This is a genomic window from Acinetobacter junii (assembly GCF_018336855.1).
Classification (GTDB): Bacteria; Pseudomonadota; Gammaproteobacteria; order Pseudomonadales; family Moraxellaceae; genus Acinetobacter; species Acinetobacter junii.
The window spans coordinates 2,142,856-2,162,244 of record NZ_CP059558.1 but is presented as its reverse complement, the minus strand read 5'-3'; the positions used below and the strand labels follow the sequence as shown (position 1 = coordinate 2,162,244).

Here is a 19,389-nt window from a genome sequence, read left to right as displayed (position 1 = left end):
ATTACAACCCCTTATTAGATTTAGCGTTGTTATAAGACATGCGTTGATTTGCGCTGTAAGGCGTACGTTGAAAGCATTCTTTAGAAAACATTTCCGCACGTTCTTTTTTGCGTCGAAACTCTACTTCTTGTTGTAAGTTGCGAAGTATCCAAGGCTTAGCTTTCAACAAATCAGGATCTACAGGTGTACCGCCGTTTTCAGTCTCAAGACGAATATCTGTAAGGCGATAATTTGTAGAAAATGTTTGTGGTCCGAGGCGGACGTGATAGCGACCATTATCATCACGAGTAATGAACTCGCGGAATGGGGTGGTAAAGCGTTGCTTGTTCATGACTTCACCTCTACTTTTGGAGCTTCATAAATCCAAAGTTTTGGGCGGTTATCACATTTCATCGAGTAAACACCCGTACCTTTTGTACGAATAATCACACCAAGATCATAAGAACATTGCTTCTCAGTTATTTCATATCCTTTAGCTGACATTCGTTTAACGATGTGCCAGGTATAAGGGTGAATACCATCAAGGCTTGCGTCCATTACACACTGCAAAACCTGTTGCTGACGGGTAGTTAAATTTAGTTTAGAGAGCTTTCCGCTATTAACTAACTCACGCAACTCAATTATGGTTATGTTAGCTTGATCTTCACCTGTAATAGGAAAGTCTGTATAAACCGCACCATCTTTAGAAGTAGCAATTAAACAAGGTGGTGTGAATGTCATCTCTACACCTAAGTACAAACCAGCTTGTTGAAGCAATTCACAAATAGCGGCTTTTTCAATTTCATTACCAGCCAAAACCTGCAATAACTTAAAATTGTTAGTGGTAGTCATCAGATCGCCTCCACCAATTTATTCTTTTCAATGTATGCAGCTAGTTGAGCATTGATGTTTCTGTGATCGTCGTAGATCGTGAAGTCTTTATAGTTGTTGCCGTTAGCGTCAGTGATTTGACCAATTTCAAGATTGATAATGTCTACAGCGGTGAATTCAGAACCAGGAACACCATAGCTATCGGGATGTGTATCAAATACGAATTTCACTGGTACACGGAAGCCGTCAAGATTGATAACAGCTTCACCAGTAATGTCAGAAGTAAGTTTGAGCGTGATAACACCGTAGTAGCTAGGAGTTACGTTCGCAATTGAAGGTTGGCTTGAATGTGCTGTTTGATAGTCACAAGATGAAACAGCCCATGCTATTCCAAATATCAATAAGCTTGAAGCTGCCCATGTACCAATTACAACCCTACCGAATGGCAATGCTGAATTGCTTTGAATTGTGTTTTGTTCCATAATCTACCTCATGTGTAGTGAGAAGCCCTGTTTGATGTGAGAGTCGGCAGGGCTTTTTGCTGTTCATGAGAAAATAGTAAGCTAACTTACTTTTATGGTCAATAGTTTTGGTAATAAAAATTACTATTTATTAATTTAACTTACCTTGTTTGTGATTGATAAAAGAAAACCCATCATTAAGATGGGTTAATTTATTTTAGGAATTTATGTTAAAGGTTTTAGTCCTTTTCTTTTTTGAAGATAGGTTTACCTAATTTGCCTTCATCACATAACTTTATTAATTGTTCATTGGTTAAAATAGGTACAAAGTATTGATCACCGAAATCTTCCGAAACTATTTTCACCTCATCTGCAGTAAGGTAGAGTGCCTCATTCTTTTTTGCTGGTTCATTGATTTTTCTTATTATTTTATTAATTGGGATATTATCATTGTTTAAATTCATGTCATTAACCTAGTTGTGATAAAAAAAATTATGGCTTTACTAGAGCCGATTCAAGTCGACCTACAAAGCTCAATTCATTGAGCTGTTCTTTAGTGATAACTTCATCAGGGAATTTGTTTTTGTCAGGATTATCGCTCTGAAGACGAACAGTCTTTTCATTTCCATAACTGATAAAGATCCGTTTCATTCTAAGGAATCCATTGTGCAGGAAAACATATACATCACCATTTATAATACTAGACGTATCAACAGGTGAAATATCTACAAATAACGGGCTGTCTGGTGCAACTGTTGGCCACATACTATATTCAGCTGAATAAATAATTCTCAAATTACTTGGGTTTGCTTTTATACCAAGTAATTTCAATATATTTGGATCAATATCTAAATAGTCTGTAATATCTTCTAGGAAATTTGTTACACCGTTGCCACACGAGGCTTTTACATCTTTATGCACTGGGATCCTTACAGTATTTTTATTTTCATAAGCTTGTTTAAATTTTAGAGGTGAGAAGTAAACCTCATCTTTTGAAGTTGTCGTATTCGTACTGTTTTTTGAATCACCGTTTAATATCCAATTTGGAGATGTATCCAAAACATCAGCGAGTAACATTAAACTCTCATGTTTCGGAATATTTTCATCTTTTTCCCAGTAGATAACAGAAGTTTTGGAAACGCCAACCCGATCAGCTAAATGTTGCTGAGTCATATTTTTGTCTTTTCTTAATTTCTTGAGACGTATTCCTAGAGTTTCCATTAAAAAAACACCATTAAGATATGTAAGTTATCTTACCAATTGACAAGGTAAGTTTTATGTTATTTAATTTGGTAAGTTAAATTACCTATTGGAAAGTTAAATGACTAAATCAGAGGCTTTAAAACTACTTCAATGCAACGTAACGCAGTTAGCTGAAAAATTAGGTATTTCGCATAATGCGATAAGTCAATGGGATGAATGCAAAATTCCATTAGCCCGTGAATATCAAATCAGGGATCTTGCAGCAGGAAAGGTTCCATTAAAACACCCTCAATTAACCAGCACTTTGCAAATATCCAATTAATTAAGAATTTTGTAAACGTGAATAAAAACAAGGATTCACATATGAGTGAACTAACACTAAGCAGAGAAGCCAAGATTGCGCTTAATGCGATGATCAATCAATCGCGTGGAATTGAGCCTAAAGAAATTGCCCTGGTACTAGGCGTTTCACATAAAACAGTTTTGAACTACGCAAATCCAAATATGGACCAGCACTTACCGAGCCTAAAAGCAGTTGAAGCAATTATGGCTTATACGGGTAATACCGCTTTAATCAAAGCTTGGGCGCACAAGTTCGGTTTGATTTGCATACCAGCAAAGTCTGATGAGAACGAGCATCAAATGTCAGTACTCGAGTCATTGCTAAGTATGAACATCAGCAACGGCCAGATGAACCAGTCGATTCATAACATCATGTCAGACGGTGTGGTTTCGCCAGATGAGCTAAACGTTTCGGATCTGATCTTAGAAGAACTTGAAAGCAATATTAAATCTATTCGCTCAGCCCTGAAAAATGAATGTGCGAAATATTTATCAGCTCTACAAACTGAAAAAGCCTGATGGATTAGATCAGGCTTAGGCATTCGAATCTATAGCGAGATTGAACATGACGAATATATCAAAACACCCATGTGCTAACAAGTGCAGTGAATTTAAAGAAGAGCAATGCAAAACATGCCTAATCATTGGTGATGATCAATACATTGAGAATCACATATCACCCAATTGTAGAAACATCTCAAATGATGAGCATATCCATTTGAGCAATGCATTGGCAGCTCAAAAGGAGGTTTCATGAACTCGAATTATTCGTCAGTTGGAGAAGCGTGGTCTGGTGAAACTAAAGGCGGTGAAGTAGATGTATAAATACCTACACCATATAAGTGATTTTATGGTCGATACAGCACACCTTTCACCTCTGGAAGAGTGTTTCTATCGCCGTGCAATCGACTTTTACTATTTAAATGAAAAGCCATTACCCAAAGAAACCCAGTCGGTTTTTCGTCGGTTACGCGCAATAACCCAAGAAGAAAGAGATGCGGTTTTAAATGTGCTTCAAGATTTCTTTTTTGAATTAGAAGATGGTTTCCACAATAAACGCTGTGATGCAGAAATTGCTGAATACCATCTGAACGCTAATAAAAATCGTGAAAATGGTAAAAAAGGTGGTCGTCCACCTAAAAATAAACCTAAAGTAAATCCAATTGAAAGCGAATTGGTTAATCAAGAAAACCCAAAAGAAACCCAGTCGGTTATTTTAGGTTCTGAAAGTGAAACCCAAAAAAACCTTAACCGTAAACCGTTAACCGATAACCATAAACCAAATATTAATACACACACACTAAGCGAAAACGAAAATTTTGATCAGAGCGATTCTTGGAAACCTGAATCTGAAATTTTGTTGAACGTAATTCGACAAAGTGTAGGTGTTCAAGCTGAACAGGTTATCGCTATGGCTGAATACGAATTTCACTTAGGTAATTTCAATGCCCATTGGGAAAACAAAATTGATCTCACTGAAAACCAAAAAACGAGAAAGTTTGCTCAATGGTTAATTCTTGAGTTCAAAAAACAGGCTGTATCAAACAACAAATCCGAACCAGAGAAAGCAATTCAAACAAGTCTTAACGTCAACGAAGCTTGGAGCAAGCCACAAGAGCTAGTTGTGTACAACGAAGCACAGTTACCTGAATTGACTGAGCAAGATGTGGAGGAATGGATGTGATGAATAAGCAAGAATTTACTCAAACACAGATTGCTCAAGCACAGCAGTTTTGTCAAAAGCACAATCGCAAGATGGTTATTTCATTGGGTACTGGTCATCCAATGTGTCCTGATTGTTGTTATGAAAAAACAAACGCTGAACACAGCAAAGAGCTGAGAAAGTCTATACATGACAAGCACTTTTCAGGTGCAAGAATTCCACAACGACATGTACTGAGTGGATTTAAAAATTACTCAACAAACATTGGGGCCCAAAAAACAGCGAAGCAAAAGACTCATGGTTTTGCAAAGACCATACTTGCTGGCCAAATAACAAATTTAGTTATGGTGGGCAATACAGGCACGGGTAAAACTCATTTGGGCTGTGCTGTAGCAAACAACTTACTCAGCAAGGGTATGTACGCACGATATGTCACCAGTGAATACATGGCGAATGATATTGCTGAAGCATATGCACGTACTGATGACAATGAGCGTAATTCAATCTTTCGTTATGTCGATACTGATTTATTAATTTTAGATGAATACGGTTTGCATGATCGACATGAAAAACGACCACGCTTACTTGAAATGGTGCACAAAGTTCTATACGCACGTTATGACGCTATGAAGCCAACGATGTTGATTTCAAATATGTCCTTAGCTGAGTTGAAAAATGACCTAGGTGATCGACTATGGTCTCGATTTCAAGATGGTGGTTTGACCGTAGTTGAGTGTAACTGGACTGATGCTCGGGTGAACTCATGACATCAATGAGCATCGACCAGTATCGCCGTGAAATTTTAAAGCAGTCAGATAAGCCTAAGACAGCTAAACGCAATAAGTTTAATGCCCAGAAAATTGAACTAGATGGAATGACATTCGACAGCAAGAAAGAACACAAGCGGTACATCGAGCTTAAAGCAATGCAGCAAAGGGGAGAGATCTTCGGTTTGGAACATCACACTAAATTTGAACTCGCACCCAAAACCAAACTTGAGGGAGAGAAAAGGGCAAAACCTGCATTACGTTATTTTGCAGATTTCACTTTTTACACCAGCACAGGTGAATACATTGTCGAAGATGTGAAGTCAGCAGCGACGAGAAAGTTAGCGAGCTATCGCACCAAGAAACATCTCATGAGCACAGTTCATGGGATCAGCATCACAGAAGTATAGGAAGATAGATATGTTAATTGAAAAGTTTGATTTTTTAGAATTGTTGCGACTCGCTATAGCTCAGAGTAACGGTAAAGGGAAAATAACAAAAGATGTGGTGTTGGGTGAAATAGCTTTGATGCCAGTTCAAGCTAAGAAATGGGCTGAGTTGCTTTTAGAGCGTGTTGATTTCGAAAGGATCGCAGTTGTCACTGATGCAAAGAAAATCTATGAAACAAATATTATTAACGGGAAGGAAGTAAAAAAACGAATTGAAGATATACCAGGGAAAGTTGAATTTAAAAAAGGTGAAATTAATTCTGCAGATTTTTTCCGAGTTCGAAATGTTTTAGCAGGTAAGATCCATAAAGAAATGATCAAAAAAAATTTCAAGCCTAACAATTCTCAAGGTGATTTAATCAATATTGCTAAAGGAATTGCAGAGGTGGTTTTACGTGGACGTTTATTCACTAAAGCGATGTGTAGTCATTGCCAAGGTATAGGTAAGCTTGAGCTTTATAACGAAAAGGGTCATCCAAATAATTCTAAATTTTGTGAAAAGTGTAAAGGAACTGGAAAACGCCCTTATACATTGCATGAAAAGATCACTATCGCAAATTTAAAGGTTTCTAAGTCTGGTTACTCTGAACGGTATGAATCATATGAGTTAGTGGCAGAAGGCTGTATTGAGAATTGGGAAAATAGCATTAGAAATTGTTTAGCACGATCTTTTCATTTTGAACCTGAAGCAATTTTACTAGCTTGACATAAACAGAACGGTTCAGTATAAGTATTTCTAAAATGGGCGTTTTATGAATTGGTCGCCCTGAAAGAATTTGAAAGCTCGCATTTGCGGGCTTTTTGTTTGCCAAAATTATTTTTTTATAGATTGGGTTGAATTTTATTCGATCGCATCCATAGATAATTTTTTATACAGAAGAATTTTTTATGGAAAATCAAAACCCAATCAATCAAACGCATCTTATAATCGCTGCTATATCTGCAAGTTTTGCTAAAGCATTAGATAAACATAATCCAGGAGTTAAAGAAGAATTCTTGAAAGAACTTGGTGAGCGATATCATGAAATCCGTGAATACTCTCATCCACATATTGAAGCTTTGGAGACATTAACCTGGACTAGGGATTTTTTGAATAAAGATTAATAAATACCCATTATATTTGGTTGTAATAAATAATAGGAACAATCCCAAATGGACAAAATTTCAAAATTCTACCAAGTTGGTAAATCTCACTACAATTTGGATCAAATTGTAAAAATAACCTCAAGTTTTGACTGGACATCCGTTCTTGTCAATTTCTCAGATGGCTCAGAGGTGGAGTTCACGTTTAATACTGAAACTGAACATAATGATTTTATTAGAACTATTAGAAGCGTTAATTTTTAACCTCTTTCACAATAACCTGTAGCGAGTCAACTTGCCGAACGGATTACGGCACACGAAGCCCTGCCAACACACTAATTATTGGCGGGGCTTTTTATTTACTAAATCAATATGCAAATGCATATAATCAGAAAAGCTTAATTATTAGCCATAAATGTTAAATAAAACTAATTAGAGCTAATGATTATTTATATCTGTTAATTACAATTCATTTGCTGGATGTGCATAAGCATCCAGTATTTCAGACTTTAGTGTAAATCACTAGACCTACATTATTTTGATGTAGGTTTTTTTTATTGAGATTTATGGGATTAGCTTTTCACTAACTTTAAATTAATTTGTTAAACAGGTGATTCAGACTTAAGGATATTTTTTTCCGACAAAAATCTATATACGAAAGCAACGTGTTTGATAGTATTCGTTTCTGTTTAATTTTCCCTATAGTAACTTGTTGATTAATCATGGTTAGCTTTATTTCAAATTTTGCAAATAAATTCAATAAACAACCATCAGCTCATGTAAATGACGTATGGATTGCGTATAAAAGTCTAAAAAAAGTCTCGATGGAATTAATGGTTTCAAAATTAGTTAGCAATTTTGCTCCGTATTTTTTGTCATTAAATCCAAAAGTTGAAAGGTTAGATGAAGACATTTGTATTGCTTCTATCTCTAAAAGTAAGGTAGGAGAACACAATGGAACAATTCAAGCGATTGCTATCTGTCATGGATTAGAGTTTGTTACGAGAGAGCTAGCAGAGGCTTCAATTCCTAAAAATCTGAGTTGGAAAACAAAGGGAATGCAAGTTAATTATTTAGCAATTGCAGACTCAGATATAAAACTGATTGCGATTAGTGAAGATGAGTGGAGGGTAGGTGATGTGAGAGTAAAAATTCAGGCTCAAAAAATGAATGGAGCCGCTGTGGTGAATGGAACAATCACATTAGAAGTATCAGAAATTTAATTAGGATTAAATTAATTTTAATTTCTATGATTTTTATATTATTCAATAATCTATAGAATATTAAAAATACAATAAATAAAATTTCTACAAAACTTGGTGTTGACTTTATTGTGTTCCAGAAGATGAATTCGGTCGAGAGGCTTGAGGTTGAAAAAACAAGCTACCGTAAGGTGGCTTTTTAAATGGGTGAAACTTATGAATGAAGTCGGATTTGTTATTCAGCAACGCCCATATCCTCCAGAATGGATTTTTGCATTAGGCACACCAAACTTTGCACCTGCACCAGAATTGTGGAGATGGATAAAGTCTATCTTTCTTAATCCCGAACATAAGCTTTTTAATCCTGATCACTCACATCTTGGCTCGTTCTACTATCCGCAGATCGCCGTGATGTGGGCTAAAGGTGGATATCAGAAACAAGGTCGGTTTGTAGTTGGTCAAGCTGAAAAAGTAATGATAAATGCAGGTGGTTGGAAGAAAGAACGTCAGGAAGAGCAGTTTTATCAATGGTTCAATGATTTGCCTGATTACTTAATTACGATCGATGCAACCTATGCTCAACATGCTAATGATGTTGATTTTTGTGCTTTGATCGAACATGAGCTATACCACATTGCACATAAGAAAGATGAATGGGGAATCCCATCGTATAACCGTGAAACGGGTAAACCTAAGTTGACAATACAAGGGCATGATGTTGAAGAGTTCACGGGCGTTGTTCGCCGTTATGGAGCAAACAAGGAAGTACAAGATATGGTGAATGCGGCAAATCAGCGTCCAACTGTAGCAAAGGCTGATATCTATCATGCCTGTGGAACTTGCTTTCTAAGAGTGGTTTAAATTTTTTTGCCATTCTTCTTAGATGTACTTAGATGGAATGGTGGAAATGGCACGTATTACCAAAAAGGTGAAACTATTCATCGTTAGGATGCTTGCTGAGTTTGAAACACCAACCCAAACATCCCGTTCAGTTAAAGAAGTTTTTAATATTGATGTTACCCCACAACAATGTGAGGCCTACGATCCAACTAAAAGAATTGGTCAAGATTTAAGTCAGGAATTACGAGATAAATTCTTTGAGTATCGTCGTATAGCAAACCAAGAACTTGAAGCTATTCCTATTGCGAACATGCGCTATCGACTTCAGCTACTTCAAGGTTTAGTTGATAAATATCCTGACAATCCAGTTTTGATTCCGAAGTGGGCTGAACAGGCAGCCAAAGAAATGGGCGGGCTTTATACCAATACAAGTAAAACGCAATTAACTGGCGCAGATGGTCAGCCTCTTAACCCTGAGCATGTTACTCATGTTGTAGCTACGCCTGAACAGGTAAGGCAGGCATTGGATGAACTCGAAAGTAAATACTAGTCTGCTTGAAATGCAATTAGAGCGAGAACGCTGTGAGAGAGAACACTTATTCTTTACACGCCGTTTTTTCTTACCTCGAATGGGCTTTAAGTTCTCGGTCAATTGGCATCATGAATACATAGCTTGGGCAATTGATGAGGTAATCGCAGGACGAATAAAGAACCTTGTTATTAATGTTCCACCTGGATCAGGTAAAACAGAACTATTAACAAATCTCATTGCGCGAGGAATGGCACGAGTAGCGCGGTCTCGATTTTTATATCTATCGTTTTCCCAGTCATTGGTTGAAGATGTTGCAGCCACAGCACGGAATATTGTGAAGTCTGAAGATTTCCAAAGCCTATGGCCAGTCAAGATTTCAAAAAGCACCGACTCAAAATCTAACTGGAAGACTACTGTTGATGGATTTGATGCTGGGCAGGTTTATGCTGCTTCAATGGGTGGGCAGGTTACTGGTCGCCGTGCAGGTACATTAGCAAATGTGGGCTTTACTGGTGCAATCATTCTTGATGACCCATTAAAGCCTGAGGACGCATTTAGTAAGTCAGCACGAAAGAAAGCCAATCGTAAGATCCTGAATACGGTCAACTCTCGTAAGGCGAAGTCAGACACACCAATTATTTTGATCATGCAGCGATTACACGTTGAGGATCCAACTAATTTTGTGATGACAGGCAACGTACCAGGGGAATGGGAACAGATCAGCATTCCTGCTTTGATCGATGATGATTATATTGATCAATTGCCTGAGCATATCCGTTGTAAAGTTCCACGAGATGTAGAGCGTGATCAATATGGTCGTCAAAGTTATTGGCCACTTAAAGAATCACTAGAATCTTTACTGCAGCTTGAGAAAGGCGGTGAAGATAAAGATGGTGCAACAGTATCTCGATATACATTTGCAAGCCAGTACATGCAGAACCCTAAAAAGCTTGGCGGTGATCTTGTTAAGGCTGAATGGTTCCCACGCTATGTGGAATTACCAATTCTTAAATGGCGTGCGATCTGGGCTGATACAGCACAAAAGATCAAAAAACATAATGACTTCTCGGTGTTCTTATGTGCTGGACTTGGGTATGACAATAACCTTTACATCATTGACGTGAAGCGTGGCAAATGGGAAGCACCACAATTATTAAAAGAGGCTAAGTCCTTTATTAATAAACATAAGGAAAGCAATACCAAAATAGGCAAGCTTCGATATATGGCGGTAGAGGATAAAGCCAGTGGTACTGGATTAATCCAGACAATCGTGAAAGAAACGACGTTACCTATCAGAGCAATCCAGCGTGATGAGGATAAGCTTTCGCGGACAATGGATGTGATTCTCTATGTTGAAGATCGCCGTGTCTTTCTACCAGCCAAAGCGCCTTGGCTTTTGAATTATATAGAAGAAATTGAAGGGCTCACGGCCGATTGGACACATGACCATGATGACCAGTGGGATCCGACCATTGATGCAATTAATGATTCATTAGCAAGCAAGCCAACTGTATTTGATTAGGAAAAATTATGGCTGAAACTAAAAAGCCCGATGCTATTGGTGATGCAGGGGCGTATACAAATTTTGTCTCAAATATTGGTACGGAACGCGATAAAGCATCACATGGACATTTTGTAAAGAAAATTATTCCAGATGATCAGCTTGAAGCGGTTTATCAACATTGGCTGGCAAAGCGTATCGTCAATCGCCCAGCAAGTGACATGCTCCGAGCTGGTTGGTTCTATGAAGGGATTCAGGATAAGGAGCTCGTTAAGCTAGATGAGGCATGTGAACGGTTTAACTTTTCTAATGTGCTTATGTCTAGTTTGATCTTATCAAGACTTTATGGTGTTGCTTATGTACTAATTGGCACGGTAGATGGTGGTGATTTAGATCAGCCATTTGATCTTAATAAATTAGGTATAGGGCGTTTAGAGTTCTTTACAGTATTGAAGAAAAAATACATTGAAGCAGACACCACAAAGTATTTGCCACCAAGTAAGTGTGGAGGACTTATCAAACAACCTGAGTTTTATAAGCTAAAACTTGATGGTAAATCTAATCAACGCATCCACCATACTCGATTAATAAAGTTTAGCCATGCAGATGTCGTCAATGAAGAGCCTCAAAGTGTATTACAGGAAGTATATGAGGATCTGCTTGATCACGCTGCAGTTAAAAAGGGTTCAGCCAGTTTGGTCCATGAATCGAAAATCGATGTGATTAGTACGCCTGGACTAGTGGATAAAATCAAAGAAGATATGAAGGCTGTAGCAGAACGATTTCTTAGTGTTGGTCTGCTAAAGAGTCTGAACGGCATGATCGTTTTAGATAAGGAAGAGGAATACGACTCTAAGACGTATAACTTTGCAGGTCTGCCAGACATGTTGCGTGAGTTTTCTATTCAAGCAGCAGGTGCAGCTGATATCCCTTACACGATTTTATTTGGACAATCACCTGCAGGTATGAACGCCACAGGTGAGCATGACACCCGCAACTATTACGATAGCATTGCCACAAAGCAGATATGGATGCTTAAGCCTTTCATGATGAAACTTTTAGCCGTGATTTGTCAGGCGACTTTTGGTCGATTATTACCAGGGCTTGGGATCGTGTTCAATCCATTATGGCAACTTGACGCTAAGGTAAGGTCAGAGGTGGAAAAAGCTAATGCCGAACGGGATTCTAAATATCTTGAAATGGGTATCATCACTGAACCACAGATCGCTAGGCAACTCGTAATAGATGAGGTTTATTCAGTGATTGATGAGAAGCACATCAAGCTGCTTGAATTAATGGTGACTTTAGATGACGACAATAATTCAGATACTGAAACCCCACCTGCAGGAAGCGAAGAAACGTAAAAAAGGGCGTAAGGCAACCAAGATTAGACCAGTAAAAGTGAATCGCCGTATTGAGTTTTATTACATGCGGCAATTACTGGTTATTTCTAAATATTGTCAGGATCAAACCAAGGATATTGTTATTCCTACTGTTGGTCGCAACATCGGTGATGCTTGGTTTTCTGACATGATGACTTCGTTTCGGGAAAAGCTCACAAAGTATGTCGTTGAGATTTCCCGACCATTGGCCACAAAGGTAGTGATTGATACTCAAAAGGAAGTGGACAAGCAAATTGCAGAGCACACTAAAACAATTATTGGTGTTGACCTAACGCCGTTCTATCGAGCTGCTGATATTCAAGATGTAGTTGATACCAATATTGAGGCGAACGTTGCTTTAATCAAATCGATACCAAGTCAATATGCTGATAAGGTTGAGGCGCTTGTACTTAACGCACTGCAGACAGGCCAGACTAATCAAGAGTTAGCAAAGGAAATTTCAAAGCTTGGTCAAAGTACCGATTACCGTGCGCGTTTAATTGCCGCAGATCAGATGGGTAAGATAAATGGCCAAATTAACCAAGCTAGACAGCTTTCAATGGGTGTTGAAACTTACATATGGCAAACAGCTAAAGATGAAGACGTGCGGACAGATCATCGACTGAAGCAGGGTAAGACGTTTCGTTGGGATTCACCTCCAACGGGTGGCCATCCTGGCGAACCTATTCGGTGTCGTTGCACGGCATTGCCTAACTATGAGGATATTTTGATTGATTAAATGAAGTAATTTATGAGATTTTAATCCATAGAAATATAGACTTAATCGATTTGATTTACTCAGGGGGTGAATGTGGATGTTAAAAACGAAATTCCAAAAGACTATGAGGACTATTGTCATCAAAAGTTAATTAGTGAATTTGGAAATTATAGGGCAGTTAATAATAATCCAATGCATTTATATCATCGATATAAATACAGAATAATTGATGCACAACCTAGAGAGGTAATTGAACCACCAAATTTTGTTATTCCTTCAGAGCATTTATCTGCATATAGAAAAATAATTTCAGATATAAAAGTTGGTAATCCGCTAAACAAATATCAAAGTCGAAATCTTAAAAGGCTAGATTATGATGATGACATGTTATCTCATTGGCAAATTCAGCACTTTCATTTAGGAGAAGTTTTGGAGAGTGATGGGTTTGTATCCAGAACTTCGGATTTATTATTTATACATTTTTCTAAATCTGAAGCGCATATTGTTGGATTTTTTTCACATGGTGATTGGTGTGATTTAGATATCATTGAAACTATTCATAATAATTGGCCCAATATTCTTATGAAATTTAAATGTGACTCGAATGGTGAGCCACTAACGGAAGAACAATATCGAATTTTGAGAAGTAAAGGTTACAACGTCACAGTCAGAGTTCAAGATGGTACTGAATACTATCCTCCTGGTTTAGGTGTTGTTTCTAGTGGTTCTCCAGTTCAGGCAATTATTAATGTTCAACATGTATTAATTAATTTCGAAAATGATTTTAATAGAATTGTTTCAAATATAGACCAAATAGTAGAAGCTGATCCTCAGAAAAGAACTACTGAAATAGCAACTATCGGCTTACAAATGGATGCTGCTAATCAAAGATTTGTGTATTTAATTAAGGAAACAGGTCATAGATTTACAATAAATTTTGAATGAAAGAATTTATTGGACCTACTGAAACTTAAAAATGAATTTATAACCCACCATATGGTGGGTTTTTTATGGGCTCACTTTATGAAACTCATTTACCAACTCAAAATTGGTGATTTTGCACCAACTGAAAGTACACGCTCATTTACTCAAGAAGGGTATCTGAAATGCGTGAATGTTCGCTTAGCCAAAGCACCTCAGGTACGCCAGTACTATGCATACGAGTTCCCATCGTTAGAGGGATACACAGCTGATCAGACTATTAATGTCTACACACCAGCTGAGGAACTATTTAGGCCTGAATCATTAGCAAGTTTTAACAAAGTAGATGCTACTGACTATCACCCACCTAAGAATGAAATTAATGCATCCAACTGGAAGGATTATCACATTGGCTATTGTGAGAATGTGCGTCAAGAGAGTGATTACCTGATAGGCGATCTACTCATCAAGGACAAGATCAGTATCGATCTTATTCAAAGTAATGAACGCATTGAAATGTCTCTTGGCTATGCAGCTGTGCTTGTACTTGAATCTGGTACTGCACCTGATGGTACGCCGTACCAAGCTAAGTTTATAAATTTTGTAGGCAATCATGTGGCACTGGTCAAGTATGGCCGCTGTGGCGGTGATTGTCGTATCGGTGATCAAAACCAACATCCAAAAGAGGATAAAACAATGGAAGTAACTGTAAACGGCATTCGCTTTGATATCGGGGATAACAAACCCTTAGCAGATGCCTTAAAAATTCAAGACGAGCAACTGAAGAATCTCAAAGCCGCAAAATTGAAAGTAGGTGATCAACAATTTTCGATTGGGGATGAATTAACAGCTGTTCAAGCTGTTGTAGATAAGCTTCATACAGACAAAGCCACACTTGAGCAGAAAGTTGGTGATTTGGAAAAGAATCAGATTACGCCTGAAAAACTTGAACAAGCTGCTTCTGAGCGTGCGGCAATTATTGCTGATGCCAAAGCATTGGTGCCAACAATTAAAACAGATGGTTGCAGTTGTGAGCAAATCAAGCGCGATGTAATTGCGGCTAAAGCTGGTGATGCATTGGTTACAGCATTATTAGGTAGCGTATCGGTAGGAGATGCAAAGCCTGATCAGATCGACACAACATTTCGCGCTTTGTCTGCTGTGAAAGGTACACAACCATCTAATCCAGTAGGTGATGCACTTCACCAGCAGCAGCATGTAAAAACTGGTGATGGTAAACCAACTGGTGGTGGGGATGAAAAGACCTACAGCAAAGAAAATGCATATAAAGAAATCTAAGAGGGTTTAAATCATGGTTAAGCAATACGATGCCGCACCAGGTATGAAGTTTCACCTCATTGGTCCAGAGGATATTTTATCCCTGCCTTTGGCTGGTACCAGCTTGGTGAATGATGGTGATGTAGTGGTTCGCAGTTCAGACGGTAAAACAGTTTCAGCTGTAACTGATGCGACCAATACAAAGTTTGGAATTATCTTACGACATGGTGTCGGTAAGTCAGGAAAAAATAGCGCAGGAAAGGAAGCCTATCAAGCAACGGATATTGCACCAGTTATGACGATTGGTTCGATTTACGTGAAGGTCACAGCACCAGTCACAGACATTAACGCTAAGGTATATGTCAAAACAGCCAATGGCACAACTTTAGCTCCATTAGGTTCTTTATCACCTACGGCATTGGATGGTACTGAATTACCAAATGCTTCATGGGAAACAATTTCAAATGAACAGGGTTTAGCTGCTGTTCGCTTACGTGGGGCATAATATTTATGAGTAAATTAGCTGCAATGAAGCTACGTTTAACACCTGTAGCGCAAATGGTTCAGGCAAACATTGGTGATGCCTTTAATATTGATGCATTAGCTCAGTTATTCGTTAAGTTGGAAGAATTTAACGATATGGATCCACAACTTCAACAAGTGATGGATTACGCTAAGTACATTCCTGTTAAGCCTGTTAGTGGGGTGTTCGGTGGTGGTGAAGTTTTAACCCGTAAAAAGGGTGTTGGTATTGGTAAAGAATATTCAGGCACGGGTAATGATATTCCTGTGGCTGAAGTTGATTACGATACTGTTTCGTTACCAATCAAGGTTGGTACGATCGGTTACTGGTACTCAGTGCTTGAGCTAGAAACGGCTCAGAAGCTGAATGTTACGCTAGAGGCTGATAAAGTTCAGGCAGCACGTTTAGCGGCTGAGAAGCATTTAAGTAATATTGCTTGGTATGGTAACGAGCAAACGAATATTAAAGGATTTCTTAATCAAACAGGTGTTACCGTGGTAACTGCTCAACATAGTTGGGCCACGGCTACAATTGAAGAAGTACTCTCTGATTTCAACTCAAGCTTAGCTGATGCCGAAGATCAGATTGATGGTGATGTTTCGGTTCAGCCTGATACTTATTTGATGGCATCAAATCAATATAAGCATCTTTCAACTCGAATAGTCCCTGATTCGGGTGGTAAAACATTCTTAAAGTTCATTGAAGAAAATAACATTTTCGCCACTCAAAATAAGCCACTAACAATCCGTGGTTTAGGCCGTTCAAATGGTAAAGGTACCGCAGGTGCAGACCGTTCTATCATTTACCGCCGTGATCCATCATGTATTCAAATGAAATGCAATGATGTAACGTTTTTGGCAGCTCAACCAGTTGGATTAGATATCAAAGTACCAGGTCACTATAAATATCAGGGCGTATGGTTGAAACGTGTTGATTCACTTCGTTATCTGGACCATGCATAAGGATTAAAACAACATGAAATATTCATACACCTATAGCGGCTCTCAGGCCGCTTTTGTTTTTTCTGGTCTAGCTGTTTTGCCTGCAGGTATTCCAACACTAGTTGAAGAAGATAAACATAAACAGCTTTCAAAGAATAAGTTTGCTAAGCATCTTATGGATACTGGTGAGCTTGATGTTCAAGAAATTGATGAACCAGTTGAGCCTAAATCAACTGTTAAAACTGGTGGGCGGGGTAATGGTGGTAAAGGCAAGCCAAATGATGCAGCAGGTGACCAGACAAAGGGAACTGATGAAGCAGCTTTGGCCGCAGTGAAAGCTGAATTAACAGCGCTTGAAGTAATGTTTAGTTCTGATGAAACACTTGAGCAGCTACAGGCGAAGATAGATCAGGCTAAGGAATAAGGTGGATCTATGGACGTACAAACGTTCCGCCAGAAATTCTCAACAGATACAGCCTTAGTCAACTTATCAGATCCTGTCATTCAGGATGCTTTGGATGAGGCTGAATTGGTTGTATCTCAGCTAGAGTTTGGAACATTAAAGGAACGTGCTGTAGGTCTATATGCAGCACATATTCTTAAAGTTGAATCTAATAGTAAAGCTGGAAGCGCATTTTCAAATGCATCAAGCATGACCATTGCTGGACAAAGTGTAAGTTATTCTCGATCACAAAAAGAAACGTTCTTTGATCAGAGTATTTATGGCCAACGATATCTTGCTTTAAAAAATTCAATTCCAATTGATGACAGTGGCACTAATCCCAATCGTTTGGGAGTTGGTGCTTTTGTTGTATAGGAGAATCTCATGTCTTTTAAATATCAGGCACCAATTGGCTTTAAGTCAAAGTCTGTGGTTATAGCTGGTCAAAATCTAGAAGTTAAAAATGGTGTTTTGGAATTCAAGGATGACATTATTCATATGTTAAAACCTTTAGGTTTTGATCGTTATATTGATGTGGTGGAACCAAAGAAATCATCAGCCACTGCCAAAGAGTAAATAAGTTATGAGCGATTATCGTGTTGATGCTCAAGTCAATTTTGATGAGATGAATGATCGAATTAAGTTTGAGATAAGACGCACGATGAATGCGCTTACTTTAAGACTTCAGCGTACAGTTCAGGAAGATATGTTGACTGGTCAACGATTAAAAGTTCAGTCTGGTCGATTACGAGGATCTGTTTCATCTAAAGTGGTAGAGGATCAAAACTTTATAGAGGGAACTGTAGGTGCTGGTGGAGCATTAGTGCCTTATGCATTTACGCATGAGTTTGGTTTAAATGGTTCTATGGGAGTTAAAGCTCACTTAAGAACAATTAAACAAGCATTTGGTCGACCTATATCTCCAAGGCAAATAAATGTTAAGGCACATTCTCGTAATGTCAGATTCAAGGAATTGCGATTTATGCGTGATTCACTGGATATGATTGCTAAGATTGTTCCAAAAAATATCGATGCAGCTATTCAAAGAGGTATAACAAGTGGATAGTGAAGCAATTTACCAAGCTTTATATAATCGATTGAGTGCTAAAGTCGATGGGATGGTGACTAAAAGCCGCCGTTTAAGACATTTTAATCATGTTCAACCAAGTGAGCGTCCAGCATTGTTTATTACTCAAGGTAATCAACAAGAGGGACCAGTTAAAGGATTAAATGCAAAAATAGAACTTGCTGCTGAAGTTTATCTTTACATTCATGAACCAGATAAGGAAAAACCACCATCTTCACAGTTGAATCTATTCATCGATCGAATCCGTGAAGCGATAAAGCCTGAATTTCCTGCAATATGTGAGTATCAAACTCTCGGTGGATTAGTAGAGCATTGCTGGATAGATGGCACGATTGAGGTATATGAAGCTGTTGAGAACATGCTTGATGATCAGGCGATTGCAATTATTCCTGTTAGGATCCTCACAACCAATTAAACAATTATTCAATTTAAGACCGCCTTCATGGCGGTTTTGTCATTTTAGAGAGGTCTAAATAATGGCTCAGTATTTATTCGGTGCAGGTAAGATCTTTGCAACACCTGTGCGAGATGTTTATGGCCAATCGATTACTACTCCTACTCCTGTTGAAGTAGGTGTAATGCAATCGGTTTCTGTTGATATTAGCTACGACTTAAAAGAGCTTTTTGGCCGTGGTCAGTTTGCAGTTGATGCAGCGCGTGGTAAAGGCACTATTAAATGTAAGGCTTCATTTGGTCGTATAAATGGTGCATTGCTTAATTCAATATTTTTCGGAGGTATTGTTGCTGAAGGCGGTATTGAAACTGTTGCTCAGACGATTAACGGTGAAACCATTCCAGTTGGTGGAAGTCTTACACCTATTGTTCCCAATAGTGGTATGTATGTGAAAGATCTTGGTGTGACTGATTCGAAAGCTATTCCTCTAAAACGAGTGGCCACTGCTCCAACTGCTGGACAGTACAGTGTTGATCAATCAACTGGTGCATATACTTTTGCTGCAGCTGATGCAGGTAAAGTTGTGTTTATCAGTTTTAAATATTCCGCAACAGTTGCTGGGTCTAAATCTATAGTGGTTTCAAACCTAGATATGGGTTACACACCAGAGTTTACGGTTGATCTTCAACGAGATTACAAGGGTAAATTCATGGGTATGGAATTCTACCGTTGTACCAGCAATAAACTAGGGTTCAGTTCAAAGCAGGATGACTATGATATTCCTGAATTTGAGTTTCAGCCGATGGCAGATGATCTGGGGCGTGTATTCAAATTTGATTTATCGGAGTAA

General features: G+C 38.3%; 28 protein-coding genes. 23 read left to right on the top strand and 5 right to left on the bottom strand.

The annotated features are described in order from the left end of the window. Nucleotide 1: 1 nt before the first annotated feature. The 5 genes from H2677_RS10200 to H2677_RS10180 form a co-directional block, all read right to left on the bottom strand. Nucleotides 2-331 (bottom strand): hypothetical protein, encoded by a 330-nt coding sequence (locus tag H2677_RS10200; RefSeq protein WP_212638476.1) that lies wholly within the window; start codon nucleotides 329-331, stop codon nucleotides 2-4. After that, nucleotides 328-831, bottom strand: a complete 504-nt coding sequence (locus tag H2677_RS16080) for a hypothetical protein (protein WP_228301650.1) — start codon at nucleotides 829-831, stop codon at nucleotides 328-330. Before H2677_RS16080 ends, H2677_RS10200 begins: the two co-directional genes overlap by 4 nt. After that, nucleotides 831-1,292 (bottom strand): hypothetical protein, encoded by a 462-nt coding sequence (locus H2677_RS10190; RefSeq protein ID WP_212638475.1) that lies wholly within the window; start codon nucleotides 1,290-1,292, stop codon nucleotides 831-833. Before H2677_RS10190 ends, H2677_RS16080 begins: the two co-directional genes overlap by 1 nt. 218 nt (nucleotides 1,293-1,510) lie before the next feature. After that, a complete protein-coding gene (locus tag H2677_RS10185; protein WP_212638474.1) occupies nucleotides 1,511-1,735 on the bottom strand; it encodes a hypothetical protein in 225 nt (74 codons plus the stop codon). Between the two features lie 28 nt (nucleotides 1,736-1,763). After that, on the bottom strand, nucleotides 1,764-2,492 hold the full coding sequence (locus H2677_RS10180) for an XRE family transcriptional regulator (RefSeq protein ID WP_212638473.1): 729 nt from the start codon (nucleotides 2,490-2,492) through the stop codon (nucleotides 1,764-1,766). 100 nt (nucleotides 2,493-2,592) lie between these two features. Here H2677_RS10180 and H2677_RS10175 point away from each other — a divergent pair, with 100 nt between their 5' ends. The 23 genes from H2677_RS10175 to H2677_RS10065 all read left to right on the top strand — a co-directional run bounded on the left by H2677_RS10175 (nucleotide 2,593) and on the right by H2677_RS10065 (nucleotide 19,389). After that, nucleotides 2,593-2,796: a Cro/CI family transcriptional regulator gene (locus H2677_RS10175; RefSeq protein ID WP_212638472.1), complete on the top strand. Its 204-nt coding sequence runs from the start codon at nucleotides 2,593-2,595 to the stop codon at nucleotides 2,794-2,796. A gap of 41 nt (nucleotides 2,797-2,837) precedes the next feature. Next, nucleotides 2,838-3,335 carry a phage regulatory CII family protein gene (locus H2677_RS10170; protein WP_212638471.1) on the top strand — a complete coding sequence of 166 codons (498 nt, stop codon included), beginning with the start codon at nucleotides 2,838-2,840 and terminating at the stop codon, nucleotides 3,333-3,335. A 298-nt stretch (nucleotides 3,336-3,633) separates the two neighbouring features. Then, the gene (locus tag H2677_RS10165; RefSeq protein WP_212638470.1) at nucleotides 3,634-4,500 is read left to right on the top strand and encodes a YdaU family protein; all 867 of its coding nucleotides are present in this window, start codon (nucleotides 3,634-3,636) and stop codon (nucleotides 4,498-4,500) included. Next, complete coding sequence (locus H2677_RS10160; RefSeq protein ID WP_212638469.1) at nucleotides 4,491-5,246, top strand: ATP-binding protein; 756 nt, start codon at nucleotides 4,491-4,493, stop codon at nucleotides 5,244-5,246. The genes H2677_RS10165 and H2677_RS10160 overlap by 10 nt, the downstream gene beginning before the upstream one ends. Continuing rightward, nucleotides 5,243-5,656, top strand: coding sequence for a DUF1064 domain-containing protein (locus H2677_RS10155; protein WP_212638468.1), 414 nt, complete (start codon nucleotides 5,243-5,245; stop codon nucleotides 5,654-5,656). Before H2677_RS10160 ends, H2677_RS10155 begins: the two co-directional genes overlap by 4 nt. A gap of 10 nt (nucleotides 5,657-5,666) precedes the next feature. Continuing rightward, nucleotides 5,667-6,401 carry a hypothetical protein gene (locus tag H2677_RS10150; RefSeq protein ID WP_212638467.1) on the top strand — a complete coding sequence of 245 codons (735 nt, stop codon included), beginning with the start codon at nucleotides 5,667-5,669 and terminating at the stop codon, nucleotides 6,399-6,401. Between the two features lie 182 nt (nucleotides 6,402-6,583). Further along, entirely contained in the window at nucleotides 6,584-6,799 is a 216-nt protein-coding gene (locus H2677_RS10145; protein WP_130575094.1) for a hypothetical protein, read from the top strand. 701 nt (nucleotides 6,800-7,500) lie between these two features. Continuing rightward, the gene (locus H2677_RS10140) at nucleotides 7,501-8,001 is read left to right on the top strand and encodes a DUF4442 domain-containing protein (protein ID WP_212638466.1); all 501 of its coding nucleotides are present in this window, start codon (nucleotides 7,501-7,503) and stop codon (nucleotides 7,999-8,001) included. A gap of 195 nt (nucleotides 8,002-8,196) precedes the next feature. Beyond that, nucleotides 8,197-8,841, top strand: coding sequence for a putative metallopeptidase (locus tag H2677_RS10135; RefSeq protein ID WP_212638465.1), 645 nt, complete (start codon nucleotides 8,197-8,199; stop codon nucleotides 8,839-8,841). Nucleotides 8,842-8,887: 46 nt separating this feature from the next. After that, complete coding sequence (locus tag H2677_RS10130) at nucleotides 8,888-9,370, top strand: DUF2280 domain-containing protein (RefSeq protein ID WP_130575099.1); 483 nt, start codon at nucleotides 8,888-8,890, stop codon at nucleotides 9,368-9,370. Continuing rightward, a complete protein-coding gene (gene terL / locus H2677_RS10125) occupies nucleotides 9,348-10,874 on the top strand; it encodes a phage terminase large subunit (protein WP_212638464.1) in 1,527 nt (508 codons plus the stop codon). Before H2677_RS10130 ends, terL begins: the two co-directional genes overlap by 23 nt. An 8-nt stretch (nucleotides 10,875-10,882) precedes the next feature. Beyond that, nucleotides 10,883-12,217 carry a DUF1073 domain-containing protein gene (locus tag H2677_RS10120; protein ID WP_212638463.1) on the top strand — a complete coding sequence of 445 codons (1,335 nt, stop codon included), beginning with the start codon at nucleotides 10,883-10,885 and terminating at the stop codon, nucleotides 12,215-12,217. Further along, the gene (locus H2677_RS10115; RefSeq protein ID WP_212638462.1) at nucleotides 12,162-12,974 is read left to right on the top strand and encodes a phage head morphogenesis protein; all 813 of its coding nucleotides are present in this window, start codon (nucleotides 12,162-12,164) and stop codon (nucleotides 12,972-12,974) included. Before H2677_RS10120 ends, H2677_RS10115 begins: the two co-directional genes overlap by 56 nt. Before the next feature lie 72 nt (nucleotides 12,975-13,046). Beyond that, on the top strand, nucleotides 13,047-13,898 hold the full coding sequence (locus tag H2677_RS10110; protein ID WP_212638461.1) for a hypothetical protein: 852 nt from the start codon (nucleotides 13,047-13,049) through the stop codon (nucleotides 13,896-13,898). 78 nt (nucleotides 13,899-13,976) lie between these two features. Then, nucleotides 13,977-15,173, top strand: a complete 1,197-nt coding sequence (locus tag H2677_RS10105) for a DUF2213 domain-containing protein (RefSeq protein ID WP_212638460.1) — start codon at nucleotides 13,977-13,979, stop codon at nucleotides 15,171-15,173. Between the two features lie 13 nt (nucleotides 15,174-15,186). Further along, complete coding sequence (locus H2677_RS10100) at nucleotides 15,187-15,657, top strand: structural cement protein Gp24 (RefSeq protein ID WP_212638459.1); 471 nt, start codon at nucleotides 15,187-15,189, stop codon at nucleotides 15,655-15,657. 5 nt (nucleotides 15,658-15,662) lie between these two features. Further along, nucleotides 15,663-16,637: a DUF2184 domain-containing protein gene (locus H2677_RS10095; protein ID WP_212638458.1), complete on the top strand. Its 975-nt coding sequence runs from the start codon at nucleotides 15,663-15,665 to the stop codon at nucleotides 16,635-16,637. Nucleotides 16,638-16,650: 13 nt separating this feature from the next. Beyond that, the gene (locus H2677_RS10090; RefSeq protein ID WP_212638457.1) at nucleotides 16,651-17,040 is read left to right on the top strand and encodes a hypothetical protein; all 390 of its coding nucleotides are present in this window, start codon (nucleotides 16,651-16,653) and stop codon (nucleotides 17,038-17,040) included. A gap of 9 nt (nucleotides 17,041-17,049) precedes the next feature. Beyond that, nucleotides 17,050-17,433 (top strand): DUF4054 domain-containing protein, encoded by a 384-nt coding sequence (locus H2677_RS10085; protein ID WP_212638456.1) that lies wholly within the window; start codon nucleotides 17,050-17,052, stop codon nucleotides 17,431-17,433. Between the two features lie 9 nt (nucleotides 17,434-17,442). Next, the gene (locus H2677_RS10080; protein ID WP_212638455.1) at nucleotides 17,443-17,634 is read left to right on the top strand and encodes a hypothetical protein; all 192 of its coding nucleotides are present in this window, start codon (nucleotides 17,443-17,445) and stop codon (nucleotides 17,632-17,634) included. 7 nt (nucleotides 17,635-17,641) lie between these two features. Further along, nucleotides 17,642-18,124 carry a hypothetical protein gene (locus H2677_RS10075; protein WP_212638454.1) on the top strand — a complete coding sequence of 161 codons (483 nt, stop codon included), beginning with the start codon at nucleotides 17,642-17,644 and terminating at the stop codon, nucleotides 18,122-18,124. Continuing rightward, nucleotides 18,117-18,560, top strand: coding sequence for a hypothetical protein (locus H2677_RS10070; protein WP_212638453.1), 444 nt, complete (start codon nucleotides 18,117-18,119; stop codon nucleotides 18,558-18,560). Before H2677_RS10075 ends, H2677_RS10070 begins: the two co-directional genes overlap by 8 nt. A 61-nt stretch (nucleotides 18,561-18,621) precedes the next feature. Further along, a complete protein-coding gene (locus H2677_RS10065; RefSeq protein ID WP_212638452.1) occupies nucleotides 18,622-19,389 on the top strand; it encodes a hypothetical protein in 768 nt (255 codons plus the stop codon).

Bases quoted from the DNA above. Each gene is read 5' to 3' on its own strand.
- H2677_RS16080 (WP_228301650.1), bottom strand. From the start codon at position 831: ATGACTACCACTAACAATTTTAAGTTATTGCAGGTTTTGGCTGGTAAT.
- H2677_RS10165 (WP_212638470.1), top strand. From the start codon at position 3,634: ATGTATAAATACCTACACCATATAAGTGATTTTATGGTCGATACAGCA.
- H2677_RS10100 (WP_212638459.1), top strand. From the start codon at position 15,187: ATGGTTAAGCAATACGATGCCGCACCAGGTATGAAGTTTCACCTCATT.
- H2677_RS10140 (WP_212638466.1), top strand. From the start codon at position 7,501: ATGGTTAGCTTTATTTCAAATTTTGCAAATAAATTCAATAAACAACCA.
- H2677_RS10150 (WP_212638467.1), top strand. From the start codon at position 5,667: ATGTTAATTGAAAAGTTTGATTTTTTAGAATTGTTGCGACTCGCTATA.
- H2677_RS10200 (WP_212638476.1), bottom strand. From the start codon at position 331: ATGAACAAGCAACGCTTTACCACCCCATTCCGCGAGTTCATTACTCGT.
- H2677_RS10170 (WP_212638471.1), top strand. From the start codon at position 2,838: ATGAGTGAACTAACACTAAGCAGAGAAGCCAAGATTGCGCTTAATGCG.
- H2677_RS10130 (WP_130575099.1), top strand. From the start codon at position 8,888: ATGGCACGTATTACCAAAAAGGTGAAACTATTCATCGTTAGGATGCTT.
- H2677_RS10105 (WP_212638460.1), top strand. From the start codon at position 13,977: ATGAAACTCATTTACCAACTCAAAATTGGTGATTTTGCACCAACTGAA.
- H2677_RS10085 (WP_212638456.1), top strand. From the start codon at position 17,050: ATGGACGTACAAACGTTCCGCCAGAAATTCTCAACAGATACAGCCTTA.
- H2677_RS10175 (WP_212638472.1), top strand. From the start codon at position 2,593: ATGACTAAATCAGAGGCTTTAAAACTACTTCAATGCAACGTAACGCAG.
- H2677_RS10120 (WP_212638463.1), top strand. From the start codon at position 10,883: ATGGCTGAAACTAAAAAGCCCGATGCTATTGGTGATGCAGGGGCGTAT.
- H2677_RS10080 (WP_212638455.1), top strand. From the start codon at position 17,443: ATGTCTTTTAAATATCAGGCACCAATTGGCTTTAAGTCAAAGTCTGTG.
- H2677_RS10180 (WP_212638473.1), bottom strand. From the start codon at position 2,492: ATGGAAACTCTAGGAATACGTCTCAAGAAATTAAGAAAAGACAAAAAT.
- H2677_RS10095 (WP_212638458.1), top strand. From the start codon at position 15,663: ATGAGTAAATTAGCTGCAATGAAGCTACGTTTAACACCTGTAGCGCAA.
- terL (WP_212638464.1), top strand. From the start codon at position 9,348: ATGAACTCGAAAGTAAATACTAGTCTGCTTGAAATGCAATTAGAGCGA.
- H2677_RS10145 (WP_130575094.1), top strand. From the start codon at position 6,584: ATGGAAAATCAAAACCCAATCAATCAAACGCATCTTATAATCGCTGCT.
- H2677_RS10155 (WP_212638468.1), top strand. From the start codon at position 5,243: ATGACATCAATGAGCATCGACCAGTATCGCCGTGAAATTTTAAAGCAG.
- H2677_RS10075 (WP_212638454.1), top strand. From the start codon at position 17,642: ATGAGCGATTATCGTGTTGATGCTCAAGTCAATTTTGATGAGATGAAT.
- H2677_RS10160 (WP_212638469.1), top strand. From the start codon at position 4,491: ATGGATGTGATGAATAAGCAAGAATTTACTCAAACACAGATTGCTCAA.
- H2677_RS10115 (WP_212638462.1), top strand. From the start codon at position 12,162: ATGACGACAATAATTCAGATACTGAAACCCCACCTGCAGGAAGCGAAG.
- H2677_RS10090 (WP_212638457.1), top strand. From the start codon at position 16,651: ATGAAATATTCATACACCTATAGCGGCTCTCAGGCCGCTTTTGTTTTT.
- H2677_RS10135 (WP_212638465.1), top strand. From the start codon at position 8,197: ATGAATGAAGTCGGATTTGTTATTCAGCAACGCCCATATCCTCCAGAA.
- H2677_RS10185 (WP_212638474.1), bottom strand. From the start codon at position 1,735: ATGAATTTAAACAATGATAATATCCCAATTAATAAAATAATAAGAAAA.
- H2677_RS10190 (WP_212638475.1), bottom strand. From the start codon at position 1,292: ATGGAACAAAACACAATTCAAAGCAATTCAGCATTGCCATTCGGTAGG.
- H2677_RS10065 (WP_212638452.1), top strand. From the start codon at position 18,622: ATGGCTCAGTATTTATTCGGTGCAGGTAAGATCTTTGCAACACCTGTG.